Source organism: Rhizobium sp. C4, from assembly GCF_021026315.1.
Classification (GTDB): domain Bacteria; phylum Pseudomonadota; class Alphaproteobacteria; order Rhizobiales; family Rhizobiaceae; genus Ensifer_A.
Genome location: NZ_JAJNCX010000008.1, coordinates 181,635 through 200,832 on the forward strand (window position 1 = coordinate 181,635; position 19,198 = coordinate 200,832).

The 19,198-nt window shown below is 62.7% G+C and carries 16 protein-coding genes; 6 read left to right on the forward strand and 10 right to left on the reverse strand.

Annotated elements, in window-relative coordinates; all coding sequences use genetic code 11:
- Positions 1–7: 7 nt before the first annotated feature.
- On the reverse strand, positions 8–907 hold the full coding sequence (locus LQK84_RS15555; protein WP_230829642.1) for a LysR family transcriptional regulator: 900 nt from the start codon (positions 905–907) through the stop codon (positions 8–10).
- Positions 908–1,008: 101 nt separating this feature from the next.
- Between LQK84_RS15555 and LQK84_RS15560 the strand changes: the two genes are divergently transcribed.
- The 4 genes from LQK84_RS15560 to LQK84_RS15580 all read left to right on the forward strand — a co-directional run bounded on the left by LQK84_RS15560 (position 1,009) and on the right by LQK84_RS15580 (position 6,448).
- Positions 1,009–2,490 carry a carboxylesterase/lipase family protein gene (locus LQK84_RS15560; RefSeq protein ID WP_230829643.1) on the forward strand — a complete coding sequence of 494 codons (1,482 nt, stop codon included), beginning with the start codon at positions 1,009–1,011 and terminating at the stop codon, positions 2,488–2,490.
- A gap of 32 nt (positions 2,491–2,522) precedes the next feature.
- Positions 2,523–3,737, forward strand: coding sequence for an MFS transporter (locus tag LQK84_RS15565; RefSeq protein WP_230829644.1), 1,215 nt, complete (start codon positions 2,523–2,525; stop codon positions 3,735–3,737).
- A 225-nt stretch (positions 3,738–3,962) separates the two neighbouring features.
- Positions 3,963–4,427, forward strand: a complete 465-nt coding sequence (locus LQK84_RS25245; RefSeq protein ID WP_330166415.1) for an AraC family transcriptional regulator — start codon at positions 3,963–3,965, stop codon at positions 4,425–4,427.
- 392 nt (positions 4,428–4,819) lie between these two features.
- The gene (locus LQK84_RS15580; RefSeq protein WP_230829645.1) at positions 4,820–6,448 is read left to right on the forward strand and encodes an AMP-binding protein; all 1,629 of its coding nucleotides are present in this window, start codon (positions 4,820–4,822) and stop codon (positions 6,446–6,448) included.
- A gap of 76 nt (positions 6,449–6,524) precedes the next feature.
- On the opposite strand, the gene LQK84_RS15585 is transcribed toward LQK84_RS15580, so the two are convergent.
- The 4 genes from LQK84_RS15585 to LQK84_RS15605 all read right to left on the reverse strand — a co-directional run bounded on the left by LQK84_RS15585 (position 6,525) and on the right by LQK84_RS15605 (position 12,982).
- Positions 6,525–7,049, reverse strand: a complete 525-nt coding sequence (locus tag LQK84_RS15585; protein WP_230829646.1) for an invasion associated locus B family protein — start codon at positions 7,047–7,049, stop codon at positions 6,525–6,527.
- The gene (locus tag LQK84_RS15590) at positions 7,049–7,249 is read right to left on the reverse strand and encodes a hypothetical protein (RefSeq protein ID WP_230829647.1); all 201 of its coding nucleotides are present in this window, start codon (positions 7,247–7,249) and stop codon (positions 7,049–7,051) included. Before LQK84_RS15590 ends, LQK84_RS15585 begins: the two co-directional genes overlap by 1 nt.
- A gap of 24 nt (positions 7,250–7,273) precedes the next feature.
- On the reverse strand, positions 7,274–10,339 hold the full coding sequence (locus LQK84_RS15595; protein ID WP_269072121.1) for an autotransporter outer membrane beta-barrel domain-containing protein: 3,066 nt from the start codon (positions 10,337–10,339) through the stop codon (positions 7,274–7,276).
- A 741-nt stretch (positions 10,340–11,080) separates the two neighbouring features.
- Positions 11,081–12,982, reverse strand: coding sequence for a bifunctional sugar phosphate isomerase/epimerase/4-hydroxyphenylpyruvate dioxygenase family protein (locus LQK84_RS15605; RefSeq protein WP_230829681.1), 1,902 nt, complete (start codon positions 12,980–12,982; stop codon positions 11,081–11,083).
- 119 nt (positions 12,983–13,101) lie between these two features.
- On the opposite strand from LQK84_RS15605, the gene LQK84_RS15610 reads away from it, so the two are divergent.
- Positions 13,102–13,797, forward strand: coding sequence for a TetR/AcrR family transcriptional regulator (locus LQK84_RS15610; RefSeq protein WP_230829648.1), 696 nt, complete (start codon positions 13,102–13,104; stop codon positions 13,795–13,797).
- Positions 13,798–13,827: 30 nt separating this feature from the next.
- Here LQK84_RS15610 and LQK84_RS15615 read toward each other — a convergent pair whose 3' ends face one another.
- The 5 genes from LQK84_RS15615 to LQK84_RS15635 are packed head-to-tail and all read right to left on the reverse strand — an operon-like array spanning position 13,828 to position 17,730.
- The gene (locus LQK84_RS15615) at positions 13,828–14,697 is read right to left on the reverse strand and encodes a shikimate dehydrogenase (RefSeq protein ID WP_230829649.1); all 870 of its coding nucleotides are present in this window, start codon (positions 14,695–14,697) and stop codon (positions 13,828–13,830) included.
- A gap of 48 nt (positions 14,698–14,745) precedes the next feature.
- Positions 14,746–15,507 carry an amino acid ABC transporter ATP-binding protein gene (locus LQK84_RS15620; protein WP_330166416.1) on the reverse strand — a complete coding sequence of 254 codons (762 nt, stop codon included), beginning with the start codon at positions 15,505–15,507 and terminating at the stop codon, positions 14,746–14,748.
- 13 nt (positions 15,508–15,520) lie between these two features.
- Entirely contained in the window at positions 15,521–16,354 is an 834-nt protein-coding gene (locus LQK84_RS15625) for a transporter substrate-binding domain-containing protein (RefSeq protein ID WP_230829650.1), read from the reverse strand.
- Between the two features lie 46 nt (positions 16,355–16,400).
- Positions 16,401–17,051, reverse strand: coding sequence for an amino acid ABC transporter permease (locus tag LQK84_RS15630; RefSeq protein WP_230829651.1), 651 nt, complete (start codon positions 17,049–17,051; stop codon positions 16,401–16,403).
- Positions 17,052–17,061: 10 nt separating this feature from the next.
- On the reverse strand, positions 17,062–17,730 hold the full coding sequence (locus LQK84_RS15635; RefSeq protein WP_230829652.1) for an amino acid ABC transporter permease: 669 nt from the start codon (positions 17,728–17,730) through the stop codon (positions 17,062–17,064).
- 527 nt (positions 17,731–18,257) lie between these two features.
- Here LQK84_RS15635 and LQK84_RS15640 point away from each other — a divergent pair.
- A complete protein-coding gene (locus LQK84_RS15640; RefSeq protein ID WP_230829653.1) occupies positions 18,258–19,181 on the forward strand; it encodes an AraC family transcriptional regulator in 924 nt (307 codons plus the stop codon).
- Positions 19,182–19,198: the final 17 nt, after the last annotated feature.

Consider the following 19,198-nt stretch of genomic DNA (forward strand, 5'->3'; position numbering starts at 1 on the left):
CCGGCCGCTATTTCAGCAATTGCGGCAGTCTTTCCAGGACCAGGTTCAGGAACAGCCTTGCGGCGTTCGAGAGTGCGCGCGAGCTCGGATAGACCGCATAAAGCGTCACCGGATCGGGCGCCCAATCCTCCAGCAGCGGGATCAGTCGACCCTCCTCGAACGGGCGGCGGCAGAGCATCATCGGCAGGGATGCAGCCCCCAGGCCCTGGAGTGCCGCCTGCAGAAGCGCGCTTGGCAGCGTCGTCGTGAAGACCGGCGCGAAGCGGTGCGTCTGCACCTGACGTCCCTTGCGGAACCGCCACTTCCAGTCCGTCCCCCGGCTGCCGAGGCCGATACAGCGAATGTCGCGAAGCTCCTCCGGCGTCTGCGGAATGGGTCTGCCCTCCAGCACATCTGGCCGCGCGGCAAGCACATAAGGCGCCGACATGATTTTGCGGGCGACAAGCGTCGTGTCGGGCAGCGGCGTGAAGCTCGGATAGAGGGCGAAGTCGGCCAGCGTTTCGCGCGGATCGAAAATGCCCATCGTCTCTTCAAGATGCAGACGGACATCGGGCACCGAGGCCGCAAACTCCGCGGCCAGCGCATCAACGATCGCCGCCCCGATGACGGGCGGGCAGACGACATGGAGCACGCCCGTCGGATAGGCGCGGGCGCGTTCGGCCAGCGCCAGAACCTTATCCGCCTCGTTGGCGAGCCGAACGCAGTGCTGGTAGCATTCCGAACCGAAATTGGTCAGCCCGAAACGCCGGCTGTCTCGGTGATAGAGCGGCAGGCCGAGCCGCGTTTCCAGCTCGCCGACACGGCGGGCCAGTGTAGACTTGGCAATCCCCAAACGGCGTGCGGCTGCCGAAATCCCGCCGGATTCGACAACCTTTCGAAACAGATACATGTCGTCGAGGCCGTGCATGCATATCTCCTGATTGGGACGATAACGTCCCGAATATAGAACGCCATCTTGAAAATTCGCAGCTATTATTTTTCCAACGCTGTAACGAATGGACCACGGCCATGCTGATGACGAACGAAATCATTGTCGAAACGCCTTTTGGAGCGCTCAAGGGCGTGAAGCGTGAAGGAGTGTCCGCATTCCACCGGGTTCCCTATGCCCGGCCCGTCGCCGGAGAGCGCCGCTATCAGATGCCCGGCGAGCCGTTGCACTGGAGCGGCCTGCTGGAGGCAACCGAGACAGGCCATGTGGCTCCCCAACTGCCCTCGCGGCTCGATGCGGTCATGGGCGTCTACCCGATGACCCTGGACGAGGATTGCCTGCATCTCGACATCTGGTCGCCGGTGGCAGCTGGTGCCTCGGCACCGGTTCTCGTCTTCCTGCATGGCGGTGCCTTCATGACGGGTGGCGGCTCGCTGCCCTGCTATGATGGCGCGCTTCTGGCGAAGAACAGCGGCTGTGTCGTCGTCAACGTCACCTATCGCCTCGGGCCGTTCGGCTTCCTGTCGCAGCCGGGCTTTGCTCCCACCAATCTCGGCATTCACGACCAGATTGCAGCACTTCGCTGGATTGGCGAAGCCATCAGCGCCTTTGGCGGCGATCCCAAGGCCATCACAGTGTCCGGCCAGTCGGCAGGTTCCTACAGCATCGCCGTCATGCTCGCCAATCCGGCCTGCAAGGGCCTGTTCCAGCGGGCAATCCTGATGAGCGCGCCGCTTGGCCTCAGACTGCGCAAGGCGGAAGATGCGCCGCCCGTTGGACGCGGCATGCTGCAGGCCCTCGGTTTCGATCCGGCCGATCTCGAGCCGCTGCGCACGCTGGAGCCGGAACGCTTCCTCGAAGCGCTTCGCCTGCTCCAGCAGAAGATCCCGCCTTCACCGGTTCCCGGCGATGTGGCCCCGCCGTTCATGCCGGTGATCGATGGCGATCTCATCGTCCGCGACCCGATTGACGCGATCCTCGACGGCGAAGGCGCCTGGTGCGACACGATCATCGGCATCACCCGCGAGGAATTCGGCGCGTTTTCGCTCGGCAATCCGGTTTTTGCGAATTTCACGGAAGAACAGCTGAAGGCGGAATTCATGCGGATCTTCGGCGAAGGCGCGGACAAGGCGCTGGCTGAGGCAAAGAGCCGGCGTGCGCCTGCCCATCCCGGCGCCATCCTTGCCGACCTTCGCGCTGATGAAGCCTTCAATCATCTCAGCGCCGAATTTGCTGCGGCCCAGTCACGGCATGGCGCGCAGTCCTACATGTACCAGTTCGACTGGCAGTCGCCGCGCGCGGGTCTGGGGGCCTGCCATTGCCTCGACCTGCCCTTCCTGTTCGGCAATTTGGAGACCTGGATCGACGCCGGTGCGGCTTCGGTTGTGGGCGCGGACCTCGCCGAACTGCAGGACCTTTCGCGGAGCTTCCAGATGAGCCTGGCGCGCTTTGCACATACGGGCTCGCCTGAGGGCGAAGGCCTGCCGGCCTGGCCTCGCTACGGCGAAAACGGCACGAGACTTCATTTTGACCGGAGGGTGCAAGCCTACGCAAGCATCTGACGTCATTCAATAAAACATAAGAGGGGAATGACATGCAGAATAGTGACAGTTCAACATCCAGCGGCAGCGGCAGTGTCTTTATGACGATGCTGCTCTGCTTCCTGATCGTGACACTCGACGGGTTCGACACGATCGCGATCACCTTCGTTGCGCCGATCCTTGCCAAGGATTGGGGCATTTCGCCCGCCGCCATGGTGCCGACATTTCTGGCAACCAGCGTCGGTGCGGTCGTGGGCTACATGGCCTGCGGGCCGCTGGCGCTGCGTTTCGGCGCGCGCACCATGGCGCTGGCCAGCGTCGTCGTCTTCGGGCTTGGATCGCTGGCGACCATCTTTGCCGGTGATATCACCAGCCTGACGGTGCTGCGCTTCGTCACCGCACTCGGCCTCGGCGGCGCCTTGCCGATCGCCATTGCCAAGGCGGCTGACCTGATGCCAGGCCCGAAAAGCGCGACAGCGGCCATGATCATTGCCACCGGCATCTCGGCCGGCGGCGTGCTTGCCGGCATTGCCGGCGGTCCCCTGATGGCGCATTTCGGCTGGAAGGGTGTCTTCATCGTCGGCGGTATCCTGCCGCTTCTGCTTCTGCCGTGGATTGCCAGTGCAATGCGCGATGGCGAGGTAAAGTCGCGTCAGACCGACAATGGCAACGCGGTCTCCGCACTCTTCGGCAACGGGATGGGAAGTGCCACGGTCACGCTCTGGCTGTTCGCATTCCTCGTCTTCGTGATCGCCTATGCGCTGATTTCGTGGATGCCGACGCTGGCACTGCAAATGGGCCTTCCCCCGGAAAAGGCTCCGGCCGTTGCCGCGGCATTCTCCATGGGCGGACTGATCGGCAATCTGTTGCTGATTGCCCTGTCGGCGCGGGTGCGCACGGCCATGACCCTTCTGGTCGCGGCTGTCATCGGACTTGCCGGCATTGCCGTCTTCGGTCTCGCCGGTATTCCGGCAGGCGCCATCATGCCGGTCGTTATCGTGATCGGCATGGGCTTCATTCCGTGCTGCGTGGCGCAGAGCGCGCTGGCCGTGACCATCTATCCGGCAGCACTGCGCACGACCGGCATCGGCTGGGCCGCCGCCATGGGCCGCATCGGCTCGATTGCCGGTCCCGGTGTTGGCGGTCTCGTTCTGGCGCTCGGCTGGCCGCCGCAGCAGATCGTGCTCGTTGCCGCAGTACCCGCGGTTGCCGCCATCCTGCTGCTTCTGGTGTTCCTGAAGACACCACGAGTCCCGGTCGCGGCCTGATCTGCCACCGAGACCGGGGCGGCGGCTTTAGCGAGCCGCCGCCACCGGACAAGGCATCTCAATATTTCAAGCTTGAAATGAAGAGCGGAGGCGAGCACTATTTTGTCAGGACAGGTGTGCCAATCGGGCGCTGTTGAAGCGCGTTTCAGGCCCGGCGCCTTCTTCGCCCCGGCGTCTCTGACGGTGGCGAGGAGAACGCGACCGGCTGAGGGAAGGGGCTTGCGGATGAGGATCAGCGGGATTGAGAATATCGTATCCGAGGTTTCCCGGGTCTTTTGCGACCATTCCATCCGGATACACTCTTCGGAGACCACCTTCCGGTCGGACTTCAGGCCACGCGGGAATGCACGGCAGGCCATCGTAGACCTGCGGTATGGCGCACCGGTCAGCGTGGACGCCGGCAATTTCGACGGTCTCTATCTCATTTGTCGTGCCAACCATGGCGTGGCGCGCATCGAACAGAACGGGCAGGTCGTCCATATGGCGCCCGGCCAGACAGTCGTCCTGCGGGATATCCGGCTCGATCTGGCGCATGACATGCTGACGCGGACACCCGATGTCGCGGTTGCGGATGTTGCGCTGAGCGCTGGCTTCAGCCATCTCGGCCGGTTCAGCGAGAGCTACCGCAAGAAGTTCAGAGAGACGCCGAGTGCCACAGTCAGGCGGGGGCGGGTCTTTCGTCCTCACTGAACCGGGCTTTGTCCAACAGCGTCCGGCTGTTTCACCGTGCGATATTTCTGCGCTTCCTGCGCAGGGCGAATGGGGCTGGCATCCGCGCATGTCCTCGCGTCTCGGCGCATTCCGCCTCGTGCAGATGCCTGGGAGCCACGAAAGCATGTTTTCCAATCCGAGCGGCCTTGCCACCAAGATTATCGAGGCTGGACGGGACTGAGTTCTGCCTTATGGCTCTATCGCCGGGGCAGGTCGCCTGCCCCGGCAATCATCGGAAAAGCCGCCAAGAGGGACTTGCGAGATAATATTTTAAGCCTAAACTATATTGCTGTCGCTCCAGCAGATTTCTGCGGTTCGATCCGCAGCCAAGCATGACAAGAAACCAAAAACCGAAAACGGAGAGTGGAACAATGACTGCACTGGGACCCACCGGCCTTGCCGACACATTCGCGCGTGACAACCTGCCGCCTGCCGATCTCTGGCCCGAGATCAATCTTGCCGGCTTCGAATACCCCGAATGGCTGAATGCTGCCGAAGAGCTGACCGACCGCATGGTCGAGCGCGGCTTCGGCGATCGCATGGCGTTGATCGGCAATGGTCGCCGCCGCACCTACAAGGAACTGACCGACTGGACCAACCGGCTTGCCAATGCGCTGGTCGAGGATTTCGGTCTGAAGCCGGGCATGCGCGTGCTGATCCGCTCGGCCAACAATCCCGCCATGGTCGCCTGCTGGCTCGCCGTCACCAAGGCCGGCGGCATTGTCGTCAACACGATGCCGATGCTGCGCGCCGCAGAACTCGCCAAGATCGTCGACAAGGCGGAAATCGAAATGGCGCTCTGCGACACGCGGCTCATGGAAGACATGATCGCCTGCGCCAAGGAAAATGCCTTCCTCACCAAGGTCATCGGCTTTGATGGCACGGCCAATCACGATGCCGAACTGGACCGCGCAGCTCTTGAAAAGCCGGTGCAGTTTCAGGCGGTCAAGACCGGCCGCGACGACGTTGCCCTGCTCGGCTTCACCTCCGGCTCCACCGGCATTCCGAAGGCGACGATGCATTTCCATCGCGACCTTCTCATCATCGCCGACGCCTATGCGCGCGAAGTGCTTGATGTGCAGCCGGACGACATCTTCGTCGGCTCGCCGCCGCTCGCCTTCACCTTCGGGCTTGGCGGCCTTGCCATCTTCCCGCTGCGCTTCGGCGCCTGCGCGGCACTTATTGAAAACGCCACGCCGCCGAACCTCATCGAGATCATCCGCAAATACAAGGCGACGATCTCCTTCACGGCGCCGACCGCCTATCGCGCCATGCTGTCTGCGATGAACGAGGGTGTCGATCTTTCGTCGCTGCGCATTGCCGTCTCTGCCGGCGAGACGCTGCCAGCACCTGTCTTTGAAGAATGGGTGAAGCGTACCGGCAAGCCGATCCTCGATGGCATTGGCGCCACCGAAATGCTGCACATCTTCATCTCCAACCGGCTCGAGGACTACAAGCCCGGCTGCACCGGCAAGCCGCTGACCGGCTACGAGGCGAAGGTGGTCGACGAGAACATGAACGAGCTGCCGCGGGGAACGGTCGGACGCCTTGCGGTGCGCGGCCCGGTCGGCTGCCGCTATCTCGCCGACTATCGCCAGACCGACTATGTCTGCGACGGCTGGAACGTGACGGGCGATGCCTTCATTCAGGACGAAGACGGCTATTTCCACTTCGCCGCCCGCAACGACGACATGATCGTGTCTGCCGGCTACAACATCGCCGGACCGGAAGTGGAGGCAGCGCTTCTGGCGCATCCTTATGTCCGGGAATGTGCCGTGATCGGCGTTGCCGACGAGGCGCGCGGGCAGATCGTCAAGGCCTATGTGGTTCTGGCCGAACAGGCGATCCCTGCAGACCCGACGGTCGAACTGCTGCAGCTTCACGTCAAGTCAACGATCGCGCCCTACAAATACCCGCGCGCCATCGAATTCGTGAAGGAACTGCCCAAGACCGAATCCGGCAAGATACAGAGATTCCGGCTCAAGCAGCCGGCGCACTGACCACCGAAAGACCATCGTCAAAAGAGCCGGGCGGTCCTCCGCCCGGCTCTTTTTGTAACATGATCGTCCTGGATGTTTACTTGGTCAGGTCAGTCAGCCGCGCCCAGCCGGCGGCGAAGCCGTTGAGCGAGACTTTTGCCGGGAAGGGTTTGTTCTCCTGGGCGGCGACGGCGCTGATGTTGAGCGTTTTGGCGGTCTGCAGCGCCTGCATCGTCGGCTGGTCGATGCTGACAGGGGCCAGGCACCCGTTCGGGAGGCAGGTGGAGAACTCGGCCTTCACCATCTGCCGGGCTTCATCGATCTGCAGCGTGACGCCGTTCTTCAGCGCAAGGCCGAAAGGCATGAGAAGTGTCGCGGCCATCGTGCCGTCGCCATTGCGGCGGACTTCCATGGCCATGAACAGTTGCTGCGTCTTCGGCTCCGTCTGCGTCTGCGACATCTGGCAGCGGGGGGCGTTGTTCTGCATCTGGCAGGCGACGACCCAGTCGCCATAGGTCTCGCTGAGCGAGGTCATGCCATTGGGCAGCGGGGCTGCGGAGGCGGCAGCGGCAAGCGAAAGCGCTGCGGCGAGCGCAGAAAGGACAGATTGAAGGACGCGCATCAGAACCTCATGTCAAAGCGGGCGTTGACCGAATGGTCGGAGACGCCGGAACCGATCTGACCGGAATAGCGCAGGGAGAGACGGGCCGCGGGCGCGACGGCAATCCCGATTTCGGCATCAATGACCGCCGTATCGCGGCCGACCGGGACGCCGCCGACGGTGAAGGCAGCGCCGTTGGCGAAGTTGAGCGCCCGGTCCATGCCGACATTGCCGCCGGCATGACGTCAGCCGACCTTGCCGGCAATCTCGACCGGCAGCGTGCCGGTCTCGATCGTGGTACGGCCGCTGACGCCAATCGTCGAGAAGAGCGTGTTTGCCTGATCCTTGCCGGAGGAAAGTGCTGCCGCGCCACCGGTTTCGGTGAAGCCGCGCGCATCGAGACGGACGTAGGCGAGATTGGCGAACGGTGTGATCGTCGCGCCATTGGCGAGCTTGAAGTCGTAGGACATTTCGCCGAAAAGCTGGCCTGTACCGGCCTGATAGCGGCTGGAAAGCGTGTTGTTCAGCCCGGTAAAGACGACGCTGCGCGACGTGCCGATATCGTGGAAGCTGTAGGCACCCCCGAAGCGGATGGCGAGATCGCCGAGGCTCGTGCCGCCATAGGCGCCGAGCTGAAAGGTGTCGATGCATGCGCTGGAGCTGCGCGCCGAGGCGTCGATGCCGGTTCGGCTGTAACCAGCAAAGACACCGGCGCTGACATTGTCGAACGCCTCGCCGTCCGAGCCGATGAAGAAGCCGCCGGTGGAGCGGGAGGCCGCTGCCGCATTGCCGTCGCTCGCCCATGTACCATAGGCGCCGAAGCCCTGTATCCAGACATGGCCGGACGCATTCGCCGCACCGCGACGCAGGGCGACCAAACGACTGTTGACCGCATCACGGGCAAAGCGGCTGTCTTCGACAATCGCGGTCTCGACCGAGGCGTGGATCTCGCCCGACAGCAGATCGAAGGCGGCGCGCGCATCCGGAGCGGAGAGGCCGAGGATTGCCCCATAGATCGTGTTCCCGGCACCGAGCGAATTGACCCCGGCTGCTGCCGCGCGCTGGTTCGGCGTATTGGCGACGCTGGCAAAGCTGGTGTCGTTGCGCTTCAGGGTCAGGACGACATTGTTCGCACCGTAGGCGACGGTCGCGTCCAGGAATGCGAACGTGTCGGTGACATTGGAGAAGGTTCCGGTCAGGGCACCGGTCGACGTCATGATCGTGTAGTTGGTCGTCGTGCCGTAGGTGACGCCGGTTTCGCCGACATTGAAAGGCTTCACGGCAAGCGTCGCGCCCGGATTGATGGTGATCGTGCCATTGACGACGAGCTTGTCGGCGGCGCCTGCGCTGTTCACCTCGACGGAATAGGTCGAGCCGTTGTTGAAGGTCACATTGCCGTTGACGGTGAGCGTTCCGATGGAATTGCCGGGCGCGATCGTGCCGCCATTGTTGACGACTGTCGTCGAGACCGTGCCATTGCCGCCGAGTGTGCCGCCATTGTTGACGGTGACGCCTGCGGACGCGGCGATCGAGCCGTTGACGCTCAGGATGCCGCCATTGACATTCGTGTTGCCCGTATAGCTGTTGGTCCCGGTGAACTTCAGGTCGCCGGTGCCCTGCTTGGTAAAGCCGCCCGTGCCGCTCATGACGCCGGAATAGGTGGTGGAGCGGTTGTTGCCGCCCGCCTGCAGCGTGTTGGCCCCGAGCCCGATATCGCCATTGCCCTCGATGGAGCCGGCAACGACATTGCCCGCATTATGCGTGGAAATGTTGAGTGTGCCTGCATTGAGGATCACGCGTGCTGTGCCCAGCGAGGCATCGTTGCCGACGGAAAGCGAACTGCCCGCGCCAACCGTGAAGGTCGCGCCGCCGCCTGTCGAGGTTCCGCGCAGCTGCCCGACGCCGCCGCCGGTCAGATTGATCGTGGAATTGGCGGCCGTTGCGGTATCGGCGAAATCGACCACGCCCGTGGCGTTGATCGTTGCCGTGCCGGCGCTGCTCGCATTCTGGAAGGTGATGGTGCCGTCGTCGGTGATCGTCGCAGAGCCCGCTGTCGCCGTCAGACCTCCGACAGAGCCCACAATGACGGACCGACCGTTTGCCACCGTGATCGTGCCGCTGCCGAGCGAGCCGTTGGCGACCGCCAGATTGCCGCCCGTGACCGAGGCATTGCCGGGAAGTGTCACAGCGTTATTGGCGTCGCCCAGAATGATCGAACCGCCGCTGACGGTCGTGGTTCCCGTGTAGGTCAGCGCGCCGGTCAGGGTCAGCGTATCGGTCCCGCTCTGCGTCAGTGAGCCGGTGCCCGAGATAGCATTGGCGATCGTGATCGCGTCGGAGCGGTTGAAGACGAGTGCCGCGTTATCCACAATGTTGCCGTTGCCGAGCGCACCCGTCGTTCCGCCGTTGCCGACCTGCAGGGTTCCCGCCGAGACGGTGGTCGCTCCCGTGTAGGTATTCGTCGCGGTCAGCGTGAGTTTCCCTGTGCCGGCCTTGGCGATCGCGCCTGCGCCAGTGATGGCCTGGTTCAGCACCGTATCGACCGTCTGGTTGAATGTCAGGGTGGTCGTGTTGGTGGAAAGACCGATCGCACCGGTCAGGCCCGATGTCGCATTGGAAAAGGTGATGGTATTGCTGCCGGCGGTGAATGTGATGGAATTGGCGCGCGTCACGCCGTTGCCCGAAAGTCCGCCAGCAATCGTCCCGCTGTTGATGATGGTCAGCCCGCTGCCGGAAATGCCGACGCCGCCGACACCCGCTCCGGCCGCACTTGCGCCGCCCGCGCCACCGGTAACCGAGCCTGAATTGTTCAGACTTGCCCCTGTCACGGTGAACATGATGCCGATGCCGCCATCACCGCCTTTGCCATCACCGCCCGCGACGAAACCCGCTCCGCCGAGCCCTCCCGCGCCACCGGCCCCGGCGGTGATTGTTCCCGAATTGGTGTTTGCTCCTGCGCCGGTCACAATGGCGCCATAGCCGCCTGCACCGCCACCGCCGCCCGAGCCGCCATACAACGCTGCGGCCCCGGAGGTATCACCATTGCCACCCGCGCCGCCCGCGCCGCCCGTCACGTTGCCCGCGTTGGAAATGGTGTTGGCCCCGGCGCCATTGCCATTCAGGCCGCCTCCGCCGCCTCCGCCTGCGCCGCCATTCGTGTTTGCATTGATAGCGCTGGTCCCATTGGTCCCCGCGGCACCTGCCGTGCCGCCCGCTCCGCCTGCATTGCTCCCGTTATTGTTGATACCCGCGTCGCCGTTGCCACCGTTACCGCCCCCGGCACCACCACCGCCGCCGCCGCCGGGCTGCATCCAGAGAAGTTCCCGCCCCCGTTAGTGCCTGCGGCCCCCAAAAATCCCGCTCCGCCAACGCCAGGATTGGTAAGCGCGCAATTGACCGATTGCCCGCCTCTGCCGCCATCGGCTAGGGCGGGTGTCGCTTCGACAAGCGCGAGAACGAGCAGCGATCGGGCCAGCATGGATGCCATGCGCCGCGAACGGCGGCGCATACGCATCGGGAAGATCCGGCGGAGATCCAGATATTTGAAAGGCTGTGAGAGCATTACTTAAATATATTGTTTCTGTCAGAAATTTCTATTTTCCCAACTATAAGGGCCGAGAATTGATTCAATTTCTTGCCAGCTAAGCGGACTTATAGTCAATGGGCAGCTGTCGCTGGTTTGGATCTATTTTGACCCAGTCTTTTCGTACGGATTAGCATGGAAGTTGATGACTTTTATGTTCGCACCTGAACCGGCGGACATGGTGCCAAACGGCAAGCCTTTGAAAATGGACACAACGTCACCAGCTTCTGAGAAATAGTCATTCGTTTATATAGTGTGAACCATCGCTACCGTTTGGTACGGTATGCTGTCAATTGCTTTCTCGGAATTGGCCCCGAGATCCGCAGGTTCGGTTCGAAGCCGCAGAACAGGATCCTGGTCAGGCGACGGCTTCGGTCCCGGATCTGAGCGGCCCTCCGGTCCGCAGATTATTTCCCGGACTCGATTGCGGAAACCTTCGCCATCTCCGTGTTTGGCGAGCCTTCCAAACTCAGCGTTTCGGCATTCCCGCTGGCCGCGCCAGCCGCCTTTGCGCGGCAATCCGGAATGGGGCGTTCATGGCGCCATAGCCGGCATAGCCGCCGCGCCGCTCGATGATTTCGAAGAAGAAGCCTTCCCCGAACGTGCGGCTGTAGATCTGGAAATATTCGCCCTTCTCGTCGCGGTCGTAGAGGATGCTGGAGGCGCGCAGCGTATCGGCAAAATCGGGATCAAGGCCGAAGCGGGCTTCGAGATCGTCGTAATAGTTTCGCGGGATCGGGAGCGCCTGGAAGCCGAGTTCGGCAAGCCGCGCGGCTGTTGCGAAAATATCGTCGGTTGCAAAGGCGATATGCTGGATGCTGGTGCCGAAGCCTTCGGCCAGAAACTTGCCGGCAAAGGTCTTGCGGTTGTCGGCTCCGTTCATGGTGACGCGGAAAAGCGGCTCGGGATCGCCCTCGATCGCCTGGCTGCGCACCAGCCCGCCCGGATCGACGACATCGACCATGGGCGTGCGGCGGACCGAGAAGATCGAGTGATAGAAGAGCAGCCAGGTCAGCATTTCCTGATACTGGGTCGTTTGCGCCAGATGGTCGATCCGCGTCAGGTGCGCGCCGCTGGTTTCGGCGACAGAGGCGAGGGGGCGGAATTCCCGCTCCCAGATGCCGGAAAGCTCGGGCGTATCGTCGAGGAAATAGATGACGCCATTGCCCACACCCTGCACGGCCGGAACGGCGACCTCGCCGGATTTGCGCTCCTCCGAAAATGTCGGCGCACCCAGCGCCGTGGCACGCGCGAGCGCATCGCGGGCGTTATCCACCTTGAGGCCGAAGGCATAGGCATTGGTGCCGTGCACGGCATAGGAGGCGTCCGCGAAGGTGTCGCCCGTCTTGTCGGTGTTGATGACGATACGGATATCGCCCTGCGTATAGAGCTCGACGGCGCGGTTGCGGTGCTCGGCGGATTTCGCAAAGCCGAGCGTCGAAAGCAGGGCGGCCAGATTGTCCTTCTCATCGTCGGATGTGGCGAATTCGACGAATTCGACACCCTGCGCCACCACCCGATCCGGCATGACCGGTACATCGATGGCGATATCTGGCTCCAGCCGGCGAACGCGGTCCATCAGGTTGACCAGCGAGCGATGACCGTCTTCGGCGAGCGCCTTGGCTGAGCCGCCGCGGAACTGGTCGTTGAAGATTTCGAGCGACAGCGGGCCGCTATAGCCGGTCGCGGCGACCGCGCGCATGAAGTCCACCACCGGCAGATCGCCTTCGCCCGGCATGTTGCGGAAATGGCGGCTCCAGTAGAGCAGATCCATGTCGAAGAGCGGCGCATCGGCAAGCTGGACGATGAAGATCTTGTCGCCGGGGATCGAGCGGATGGAATTCGGATCGATCTTGCGCGACAGCGTGTGGAAGCTGTCGAGGATCAGGCCGATATTCTGGTGATCGGCCCGGCGCACGATTTCCCAGGCGTCGCGATGGTCGTTGATGTGGCGGCCCCAGGCGAGCGCCTCATAGCCGACGCGCACGCCATGACGGGCGGCGAGTTCGCCCAATTCGTGGAAATCGCCGGCCGCGCGGTCGATGCCGCCGAGCGAAATCGGCGAGACATTCGAACAGATGAGCATCAGGTCGGTGCCGAGTTCACCCATGATTTCGAACTTGCGCTCGGCCCGCTCGAAGGTCCGCTTGCGCTGCGGCTCGGGCATGCCCTCGAAGTCGCGGAAGGGCTGGAAGAGGGTGATGGAAAGCCCGTGGTCCTTCACCATCTCCGCCACTTCGCGCGGCGAGGCGTCATAGGTCAGGAAGTCGTTTTCGAAGATCTCGACGCCGGTGAAGCCGGCCTTGGCGATGGCTGCCAGCTTTTCGGGAAACTCGCCGCTGATGGAGACGGTGGCAATCGAGGTCTGCATCTGGACCGGCTGCCGACGGGTATCGCGATATGCCATATTGCCATCCTTTCCTGTGATATGTACTAATTGGTTAATTAGGAGGGGAAGCCGGCTTTTGCATGGCTTCGAGGGGAGATGAGATGAGGGAGGCGACCGAATTGGCGAAGTCGAAGGAGACGAAGCCTGCCGTCCGCGATCCGGAAGGCGTGCGTCGCGACATTCTGACGGTCGCGATGGAGGAGTTTTCGCAGAACGGCCTGTCGGGAGCCCGCATCGACGAGATCGCGGCGCGCACGAAAACCTCCAAGCGTATGATCTATTACTATTTCGGCGACAAGGAAGGCCTTTACCAGCGCGTGCTGGAGGAAGCCTATGGCAAGGTGCGCGGCGGCGAGCATGATCTGGAGCTGGATGGGCTCGACCCTATCGCGGCGCTCGACAAGCTCTGCCGGTTCACCTTCGACCACCATCGCGCCAACCCGGCCTTCATCCGCATGGTGATGGTGGAGAACATTCACCACGGCCGCCACATGCAGATGTCGAAGACGATTCGCGACCTGAACCAGCCGGCGATCGAGGAGCTGGAAAAGGTGCTGCGGCGCGGGCAGGCGTCCGGCCTTTTCCGTGAAGGCGTCACGTCGCTGGAGCTTCACTGGCAGATCAGCGCGCTCTCCTTCTTCAATGTGTCCAACAGCGCAACCTTCTCGCTGATTTTCGGTGGCGACCTGTTCACGGACGAAGGCCAGCACAGGCTTTCGCGCCATGTGGCCGAAATGGTGCTGCGCTATGTGCTTCGCCCTGATCATCTTGGCTCTATCCCGACTGGAATGCAGTAGATCCCGTGGTCCTTCGTGCCGGTGGATGCCTCAACCCTTGTTGTCGACGGCGTACATCTGCATGAAGTCCCTGCTCATGCGCGCTGCGTCCGGCTCGCGCCCGCAGAATAGCCGGAACGCGCCGACGGCCTGATAGACGGTCATGCCGCCGCCCGGCAGAACGCGGCAGTGTTTCGCCTTGGCGGTTGCGAGAAGCTCTGTTTCCAGCGGAACGTAGACAATGTCGGCAACCCAGTGCCTGGCTTCGAGAAGCGCGGGGTCGATCGGGATCCCGGGATGGGCGAGCATGCCGACGGGCGTCGCGTTGACGAAGCCGTCGGCGACCGGAAGCGACTGCGCCGCATCGGAAACGGCAAAGGCGCGGCCTGTCCCGAAGCGCCCATTGAGATCGTCGGCGAGACGCTGCGCACGGGCGGGGTCCTGATCCAGAATATCGAGACGCTCTACATTGAGCTTCAGCAGCGCATGAGCGACAGCCACACCCGCGCCGCCCGCGCCGGCCAGAAGCGCGCGTGAGCGGCGGACATCCGGCAGGCCCTGGGCAAAATTCTCGTAGAAACCGTACCAGTCGGTATTGTGCCCGATACGCTTGCCATCGCGGAAAACGACGGTGTTGACCGCGCCCAGCATCCGCGCATCGTCGGAAAGCTCGTCGAGCAGCGGGATCACCGCCTGCTTGAACGGATGCGTGATATTGGTCCCGGCAAAGCCGCGGGTCTCAAGCTCGGAAACCAGCTCGGGCAGGGCGCTTTCCGGCAGGTTCCGCGCCGTGATGTCGACCAGTTCATAGGTATAGTCGAGCCCATGCGCGGCTCCCTCATGCATGTGGAGCGCCGGCGATTTGGATAGCTGAATCCCTGCGCCGATCAGGCCGACGCGATAAGTCGTTTGCAATGTCATGGTCCGATACCGTTTGGCGGTTTGGAATTACAGGTGTCTGGCTCGCGCTCAGTGATGGGCGAGGATTTCGCCGAGGAAGGCGCGCGTGCGCTGATGCTGCGGATTGCGGAAGAATTCTTCCGGCGTTCCTTCCTCGATGATTTCGCCCGAGGCCATGAAGACGACGCGGTCGGCGACCTGCCGGGCAAAGCCCATTTCATGGGTCACGCAGATCATCGTCATGCCGTCGCGGGCAAGGCCGATCATCGTGTCGAGCACTTCCTTGACCATTTCCGGATCGAGCGCCGATGTCGGCTCGTCAAACAGCATCGCCTTCGGCTCCATGCAAAGGGCGCGGGCAATCGCCGCGCGCTGCTGCTGGCCGCCGGACAGTTGGGCCGGGAATTTGTCCGCCTGGTCGACGATGCGCACGCGCTCGAGATACTTGCGCGCGGTCGCCTCGGCTTCCGCCTTGGAAAGCTTCTTCACCCGCATCGGCGCGAGCGTGCAGTTTTCCAGGATGGTCATGTGCGGAAACAGATTGAAGCTCTGGAACACCATGCCCACTTCGCGGCGCACAGCGTCAACCGCGCTGGTGGAGCCGGTCAGCACCGTACCCTCGACCGTGATCTTGCCTTCCTGGATTTCCTCCAGATGGTTGATGCAGCGGATGAGCGTGGATTTGCCCGAGCCGGAGGGGCCGCAAAGGACGATCTTCTCGCCCTTTGCAACCGAGATGTTGACGTTCCTCAGTGCGTGGTAGGCTCCATACCACTTGCCAACGCCTTCCATGGCGATCAGTGGCGTCTGGTTTGCGGTGGTCTGCGGCATGGAAGCCTCTCCCTTACTTCACGGTGAACGGGATATCGGGCAGCGATTCCGGGAAGGCCGGAACGTCGCGCTTCATCCACTTGGCGTAGATCTTGGCCAGCGTGCCATCCATCTTGATCTTGTCGATGAAGGTGTTGATGGCCTCGTTCCAGTCCTTCTCGCCCGGGCGCATGCCGGCGCCGTTGTAGAGCGTGATGAGGTCGAACTTCGCTTCATACTTGCCAGCGGCTGCGGCGTTCAGGCGGTCACCGTAGAACTGGTTGCCGCCGATGACTTCAACCTGGCCGGCGAGAAGCGCCTGGATGTTGGCAGCGTCGTCATCGAAGCGCAGGATGTTGGCGGTCTTGGCGCCGGCGGTGATGGCCGTGTCCATGGCGCTCGACTTCGGAACGCCGACGGAGATGCCCTTCAGGTCATCGTAGCCGGCGTACTTCTTGTCCTTCGGGCCGTAGACCGAGAGAACGTTGCCGGCATAGGGCTTGGAATACTGAATGGTCTTGGCGCGTTCGGCGGTCATGCCCATGGTGGCGAACAGAACGTCGACCTTGCCGGTCAGCAGTGCGGGGATGCGGTTGGCGACGGCGAGCGGAACAAACTCGACCTTCACGCCGAGAGACTCGGCAAACGCCTTGCCGATATCGGCATCGAGACCGTCCTGAACGCCGCTCGAATTGACGAAGCCCCATGGAGAATTGTCGCCCTGAATGCCGATGACGACCTTGCCGGCCTTCTTGGCGTCGGCAAGGCTGCCGGCGAAGGCATCGCTGGCGTGGAGTGCCGGAAATACGGCGATTGCGGCGGCAAGGGCCAGAAGGCTCCGGCGCTTGATGGATTTCAGTTGGTTCATCTTTTTGCTCCTCCTTAAAAAGCTGATGAAAGTGGCATGTTTGGTCTTAGCGGGTTGCCGTCTGCAGGCGTCGTTCGGTGCGTGCACCCCAGAGCGACAGCGGCCAGCAGATCAGGAAATAGATGAGGCCGATGATGGCGAAGACGGTGAGAGGTCGGAACGTCTGGTTGGAGACGATCTGGCCGGCGCGCGACAGCTCGACAAAGCCGACGATGGCGGCAAGCGAGGTACCCTTGATCAGCTGCACCAGGAAGCCGATCGTGGCCGGCAGCGAAATCTTCAGCGCCTGCGGCAGGATCACGTCCTTGACGCGCGAAGTGTAGTGCAGGCCAAGCGCCTTGGCGGCTTCCGTCTGGCCCTTCGGCACCGCCTGGATGCCGCCGCGCCAGATCTCCCCGAGATAGGCGCTGGCATGCAGCGTGAAGGCAATCGCCACCGCAATCCACGCATCCACATTCAGGCCGATCAGCGCCACGCCGTAATAGACGACGAAGAGCTGCATCAGGAGCGGCGTGCCCTGGAAGATCGCGATATAGCCGGTCGTCACCTTCTGCAGCAACTTGCTTTCAGCCGTGCGGGCAAGCGCCACGAGCAGGCCGAAGATGCCGCCGCCGATGAAGCCGATGATGGTGAGTGCCACGGTCCATTTCAGGCCCTGCAGCAGGAAGAACAGTTCGTTGAAGCCAATCGATGCCATTTCGCGCGCCTCACTTGACCGGGTAGCTGAAGGAAATGCGGGAAATGAGGGCGAAGACGCCCATCATCAGCGACGAAATGATGAGGTAGAGGATCGTGATCGAGAAATAGACCTCGAAGGAACGGAACGTATCCGCCTCGATCTTCTGGGCAACGGAGGTCAGTTCGTAAGCCGCAATCGACGTGCAGACCGAGGTCGTCAGCGTCAGCATGATGAACTGGCTGGTCAGCGACGGATAGACGGCGCGCAAGGCGGGCTTGAGCACGATGAAACGGAAGATCTGCGCCTTGTGCAGGCCCAGCGCCAGTCCGGCCTCGACCTGACCCTTCGGGATCGCATCGACCCCGCCGCGGATGATCTCGATCGCATAGGCGCCGCCGTTCAGCGCCAGCGCGATGATCGCCGTCACGGTCGGGTTCAGGCGGACGCCGAGCTGCGGCAGCGCAAAGAAGATGAAGAAGATCTGCACGAGGAACGGCGTGTTGCGGATTACTTCAACAAAGCCGATGGTGAGTGCGCGCAGCCAGGCAAAGCGCGAACGGCGGGCAATCACGCCCAGCACACCGATGACGGTCGCGAGCGTCATCCCGGCCAGTGCAAGACCGATTGTCGCGAGGCACGCCAGCAAAAGCTCGGGCAGGCGCTCGATGACGGCTGAGAAATCCAGGCTGTATGACATTCATCCTCCCCGGGCATTGTTGCCGCGTCATCAGCACCGCGTGTTCTTGGCCGCGGATTATTGGACGCAACAACCTCCCCTTGCCCTGGCAGGTATCCTCCTCGCCTCGGCATGAATGTTTGTACCAGTTAGTTCATAAATCCGTCAAGAGCTGATTTCCAACGATCCAGAGGCGAGGGAGGTCCCCATCACCGATGCGCAATTGCTGGACATTCCGGCGCCCGCACTGGCGTCGGCCGCCGGCGAAGTCGAGGCGGCGCGGTCCGTCCGGGCGCAGGTCAAGCCGTGGGTGAAACGACGTTTCCCCCGAAGGCGGAGGAGCTCTGAGCCCGGCGAGATAAAGCTTGGCGCGCCCGGTCACGTCGTCTTCTCGTCCTGCAGACCGTGTTCAGCCATCATGGCGTCGCGCATCAGGAACTTCCGCGGTTTGCCGGTGACCGTCATTGGCCGGCAGGACACATTCTTGTCATCCTATGCGAGATGACGCATAAATTGGCGCGGGAGCAATGGGAGAGGGAGGCGGCACCATGCCTTCGATGACGTGGACGGCCGAGGACGTCGATGATTTTCGACGTTTCGACTATTACCGCGATGCGCTTTGCACATCCTTCGTGCGGCTGACCCCGGATCGCCCGTCCGACGATCGACGGTTCAACTCCCATGTGCGTCTTTCGCAGACGAACGACCACGCCTTCACCTATCTGTCGGTCCCCGATCATCTCATCCTGCGCACGCAGCGCGACATCTCGCTGGCCGATGACGACAACCTCTATCTCAACTTCATCCTGCGCGGTCAGATGCGGTTTTCGCAGGACAACGCGTGCTTCCTCACCGATGTCGGGCACGTTGTTCTCGTCGACAATGCGCGCCCCTTTACCGCCCAGCTTGGCACCGGGCGGGGCACGGAGTTTCTGGTCTGCAAGATGCCGCGCAGCATGGCGGCGAAGGCAAGGCGGCCGGAACTGCTGACCGACAGCCTCAATCGCCATCCGCTCTTTGCCTCCGTTGCCAACCTGCTTCAATTCGTTCACCGCCGGCAGACCGACTGGGACGACAGCGAGATCGATGGGCTGGGGACGGCGCTGCAGGCGCTCATGAGCTCGATCTTCTGCTCCGATGTTTCGGCGGCGCAGCCCTCCTCTTGGAACGAGACGCTGAGGCGGACGCGGGCGGTCGTCTCCGCGGAAATGGTCGATCCGGGTCTTTCCATCGATACCGTGGCGGCGCTCCTGAAGATGCGCCCGCGAACGCTGCAATTGCATCTCGCCCAATGCGGAACGACCTTCACCGAGGTGCTGAACGACGAACGCTGCGGCGCCGTCGATCGCCTGCTGACGCAACGCCCCGACCTGCCCATATCGGAGGCCGCCTATCGGGTCGGCTATAACGACCTCTCGACCTTCTATCGCGCCTACAACCGAAAGAACGGCAGGCCGCCGCGCCGATCCTGATCTGCAGCGAGTGTGCC